At 72.5% G+C, this 4628-nt stretch carries 6 protein-coding genes; all 6 read left to right on the forward strand.

Features of this window, described 5'->3' with window-relative positions:
• Positions 1-149: 149 nt before the first annotated feature.
• The 6 genes from PLP61_RS15055 (at position 150) to PLP61_RS15080 (ending at position 4582) form a co-directional block, all read left to right on the forward strand.
• On the forward strand, positions 150-545 hold the full coding sequence (locus PLP61_RS15055; protein WP_502889078.1) for a TOBE domain-containing protein: 396 nt from the start codon (positions 150-152) through the stop codon (positions 543-545).
• Complete coding sequence (modA, locus tag PLP61_RS15060) at positions 542-1306, forward strand: molybdate ABC transporter substrate-binding protein (protein ID WP_324503571.1); 765 nt, start codon at positions 542-544, stop codon at positions 1304-1306. The genes PLP61_RS15055 and modA overlap by 4 nt, the downstream gene beginning before the upstream one ends.
• Before the next feature lie 70 nt (positions 1307-1376).
• The gene (locus PLP61_RS15065) at positions 1377-2096 is read left to right on the forward strand and encodes an ABC transporter permease (RefSeq protein ID WP_324503573.1); all 720 of its coding nucleotides are present in this window, start codon (positions 1377-1379) and stop codon (positions 2094-2096) included.
• Positions 2093-3151 (forward strand): sulfate/molybdate ABC transporter ATP-binding protein, encoded by a 1059-nt coding sequence (locus tag PLP61_RS15070; RefSeq protein ID WP_324503574.1) that lies wholly within the window; start codon positions 2093-2095, stop codon positions 3149-3151. Before PLP61_RS15065 ends, PLP61_RS15070 begins: the two co-directional genes overlap by 4 nt.
• A 31-nt stretch (positions 3152-3182) precedes the next feature.
• Positions 3183-4019: an aldo/keto reductase gene (locus PLP61_RS15075; protein WP_324503575.1), complete on the forward strand. Its 837-nt coding sequence runs from the start codon at positions 3183-3185 to the stop codon at positions 4017-4019.
• Between the two features lie 62 nt (positions 4020-4081).
• Complete coding sequence (locus PLP61_RS15080) at positions 4082-4582, forward strand: flavodoxin family protein (protein ID WP_324503576.1); 501 nt, start codon at positions 4082-4084, stop codon at positions 4580-4582.
• Positions 4583-4628 lie beyond the last annotated feature (46 nt).

The raw sequence follows: 4628 nt of genomic DNA on the forward strand, positions 1-4628 counted from the left end.
CAGCGCCCAGCAGAACCCAAAACCCAACAGCCACCAGGTGGCTGGGATCTTCCGCACGGCCGTTCGAGTGCGTTCGCGGATCCACAGTTGCGGCATAACGAGGCCTTCTAAGAGGCAGGTCATGCTCTATCATCCCGTCTGTGCCGCAGATGAGAATCCGTGAGGCTGCCACCTACCTGGGGGTCAGCGGCGACACGGTGCGCCGGTGGATCGATCGTGGGGTGCTGCGCGGGTCGACCGACGCCTCGGGCCGGATGGTGGTGGACGGGTTCGAGGTCGCTCAGGTCGCGCGTGAGCACTTCGCGGCCCCGGAGGTGCCCGGCGGTGTGGTCAGCTCGGCCCGCAACCGGTTCGTCGGGATCGTCACGGGAATCCGGGTGGACACCGTGATGGCGCAGGTGGAGCTGCAGTGCGGGCCGTTCCGAGTGGTGTCGCTGATGAGCAGTGAAGCGGTGCGCGACCTCGGGCTGGAGCTCGGGTCCGTCGCCGTCGCCGTGGTCAAGTCCACGACGGTCATCGTCGAGACCATGGAGGGAGAGTCATGAGACGTTGGGCCGGGCTCGCGGGTGCCCTCGTGCTGGCCGCTGCCGTGAGCGGCTGCGGCGGTGACGACTCCGGCTCGGACGCCGAGCAGGGCACGACGCTGACCGTGTTCGCGGCCGCGTCGCTCACCGGCGCCTTCGAGCAGCTCGGGCAGGAGTTCGAGGCGGACCACGCGGGTGTCGACGTGCAGCTCAGCTTCGCGGGCTCCTCGGACCTGGTCGCCCAGATCCAAGGCGGGGCACCGGCCGACGTGTTCGCCTCCGCCGACGAGGCGACCATGGAGAAGCTGACCGCCGACGACCTCGTGGGGACCCCCGAGGCCTTCGCCACCAACGTGCTGGAGATCGCCGTCCCGCCGGGCAACCCCGCCGGTGTCGCCTCGCTGCAGGACCTGACGAAGCCGGGCCTCAACCTCGTCGTGTGCGCACCCGAGGTGCCCTGCGGCGCTGCGGCCCAGCAGGTGGCCGAGAGCGCCGGCCTCACGCTGACGCCGGTCAGTGAGGAGCAGTCGGTGACCGACGTCCTGAACAAGGTGACCAGCGGCGAGGCCGATGCGGGCCTGGTCTACGTCACCGACGTGAAGGCCGCAGGGGACGACGTGGAGGGGATCACGTTCCCCGAGTCCGCCGGCGTGGTCAACGTCTACCCGATCGCCACGGTGACCGACAGCCCGAACGCCGACCTGGCCCAGGAGTTCATGGACCTCGTGCTCAGCGACGACGGCCGGTCGGTGCTCGCCGGGTTCGGGTTCGGCCGGCCGTGACGTGGCGTCGACCCGCGCAGTAGGACTCCCCGGCTGGGTCTTCGCGCCCGCGGCCGCGGGGGCGGTGTTCGTGCTGCTCCCGCTAGTGGCGATCGTCAGCAGGGTCGACTGGGGCGACTTCCTCGGGCTCATCAGCTCCGAGTCGTCCCAGGACGCGCTGTGGCTGAGTCTGCGCACCTCCACCGCGAGCACGCTGGTCTGTCTCCTCGTCGGGGTGCCGATGGCCCTGGTCCTGGCGCGCACCTCGTTCCGCGGCCAGGACCTGCTGCGCTCACTGGTCCTGCTTCCGCTGGTGCTTCCCCCGGTGGTGGGCGGCATCGCCCTGCTGTACACCTTCGGGAGGCGGGGCCTGCTGGGGGGGACCTTCGAGCTGCTGGGGTGGCAGATCGCCTTCTCCACCACCGCCGTGGTGATGGCACAGACCTTCGTCGCCCTGCCGTTCCTCGTGGTGAGCCTCGAAGGCGCCCTGCGCACGGCGGGCCAGCAGTACGACGTCATCGCCGCCTCGCTCGGCGCCAGCCCGACCACCGTCCTCCGCCGGGTCACCCTTCCGCTGGTGATGCCCGGCCTGGTCTCGGGCGCGGTGCTGTCGTTCGCCAGGGCCCTCGGTGAGTTCGGCGCCACCATCACCTTCGCCGGCAGCCTCCAGGGGGTCACCCGGACCCTGCCTCTGGAGATCTACCTGCAGCGCGAGACCGACGCCGATGCCGCGGTCGCGCTGTCCCTGCTCCTGGTCGTCGTGGCGATGGGCATCATCGGGTTCGCCCGACGTGGACGGGGCGTGCTGTGACGCTGACCTTCTCCGCCGCGGTGGCCGAACGAGGCGTGCAGGTCTCCTTCGAGGTCGCGTCGGGCGAGACCCTCGCCCTGGTGGGACCCAACGGCGCCGGGAAGTCCACGGTCCTCCAGGTCGCGGCCGGCCTGCTCCGTCCGGACCGCGCCGAGGTGGTCCTCGAGGGCAGGACGCTGACCTCGGTCGGGCCCGGGGTCGCCCGAGACGTCCTCGTGGCCCCGCACGACCGGCACGTCACCATGCTGTCCCAGGACCCGCTGCTCTTCCCCCACCTGACCGTGCTGGACAACGTCGCCTTCGGACCACGCAGCCGGGGCGCCGGCCGGCGACAGTCCCGGGAGGCAGCCGCTCGCTGGCTGGCCGAGGTCGACGCCGGCACGTACGCCGGCCGGCGTCCCTCCCAGCTCTCGGGGGGCCAGGCCCAGCGCGTGGCCATCGCGCGCGCCCTGGCCGGCGAGCCCCGGCTCCTGCTCCTCGACGAGCCGCTGGCAGCGCTGGATGTCGCCGTGGCGCCCGCCGTTCGTCAGACCCTTCGGCGCGTGCTCGAGGGCCGCACCGCCGTCATCGTGACCCACGACGTGCTCGACGCGCTCCTCCTCGCCGACCGGGTCGCGGTGCTCGAGCAGGGGAGAGTCGTCGAGGAGGGGCCTGGCGCACGCGTGCTCCGGCAACCCAGCAGCGCGTTCGCGGCGCGCCTGGCCGGGTTCAACCTGGTCGCCGGCACCTGGCGGGACGGCCTGCTCCTGGCAGCGGACGGCCGGGCGGTCCACGGCCACGTCGCCGAACCCGTCCCCCAGGAGGGCGATCCGGTGGTGGCCGTGTTCCGACCCGCAGCCGTCGGGGTCTTCACCAGCGCACCCGGCGGCAGCCCCCGCAACTGGCTCGACGTGACCATCACCCACCTCGAGCCGCTCGGCGACCAGATCCGGGTCCATGCCGGCGACCTGACCGCGGACATCACCCCCCAGGCTGCGGCCGAGCTCGACCTCGCTCCTGGCGCGCGAGTCCAGTTCGCCGTCAAGTCCGCCGAGGTCGACATCTACGCGACCTAGGGTTGCCGGGACCCGGTTAGGCTCGAGTGCCATGGGCATTCCGACGTACCTGCTGAACGACGGTCGCCACCTGCCGGCGATCGGCCTGGGCACCTACGGGCTGCGGGGGGAGGCGGGGACCACAGCGATCGTCAGCGCCCTCGAGCAGGGCTACCGGCTCCTGGACACCGCGGTGAACTACGAGAACGAGGCCGAGGTCGGTGAGGCGATCCGCCGCTCCGGGCTTCCCCGTGCCGAGGTGCTGGTGACCAGCAAGATCCCGGGCCGGCACCACCGGTACGACGACGCCGTCGCCTCCACCAGGGCCTCCCTCGAGCGGCTGGGCCTGGACCACCTCGACCTCCACCTCATCCACTGGCCCAACCCGAGCCAGGGGCTGTTCGTCGAGGCGTGGCAGGCGCTGGTGGACCTGCGGGAGCAGGGGCTGGTGCGCTCCATCGGCGTCTCGAACTTCACCCAGGCGCACCTGGAGCGCCTCGTCGCGGAGACCGGGGTGGCGCCGGCGGTGAACCAGATCGAGCTGCACCCGGCGTTCCCGCAGGCGGAGATGCGCGCGGTCCACGCCGAGCTGGGCATCCGCACGGAGTCGTGGAGCCCGCTGGGCAAGCGGCAGGCCCAGTACGACGCGCCCGCGGTCCGGGCCACCGCCGAGGCGCACGGCGTGACCCCCGCTCAGGTGATCCTGCGCTGGCACCACCAGCTCGGTTCGGTGCCGATTCCCAAGTCCGGCGACCCCGCCCGGCAGGCGGCGAACCTCGACGTCTTCGGGTTCACGCTCTCCGAGGCCGAGGTGGCCGCCGTCACCGCGCTCGGCCGCCCCGACGGCAGGCTGTTCGGCGGCGACCCCGACGTCCACGAGGAGATGTGACCCCGGCCGCCCGCGCGCGACGCGGGCGGCCCCCCGGCGCTACCCTCGAAGACGGAGGAACCATGAGCGTCCTGATCGTCGTCGAGTCCATGTTCGGCAACAGCCTCGCGGTCGCGGAGGCGATCGCCGAGGGGATCCGGGCCGCGGGGGTCCCGGTCCGGGTGAGCAAGGTCGCCGACACCCCCACCGTGGTCGACCCCGAGGTGTCGCTGCTCCTGGTCGGCGGCCCTACCCACGCGTTCTCGATGACGCGGCGCAACACTCGCGCGGACGCCATCCGGCAGGGGGCCACCGAGGGGCAGGAGGTGACCGGCATCCGCGAGTGGATCGACCGGGCCGACCCGCGACCCGAGCTGCCGGTGGTCACCTTCGACACCCGCGTGAAGGTCAAGCTCGTGCCGGGGTCGGCCGCCAAGTCCGCGGCGAGCTCCCTGCAGCACCACGGCTTCGCCCGCGCCCACCGCGGCGAGACGTTCTTCGTCGAGGGCACGCCGGGGCCCCTGGCATCCGGCGAGAGCGACCGGGCCAGGGCCTGGGGCGAGGAGCTGGCCTCCCACGCCTGACCCCCCGCCGAGTTAGTACGGTCCCAACGCGGGGTCCGGGAGGCCC

The organism is Nocardioides sp. (genome assembly GCF_035429765.1).
Lineage (GTDB): Bacteria > Actinomycetota > Actinomycetes > Propionibacteriales > Nocardioidaceae > Nocardioides.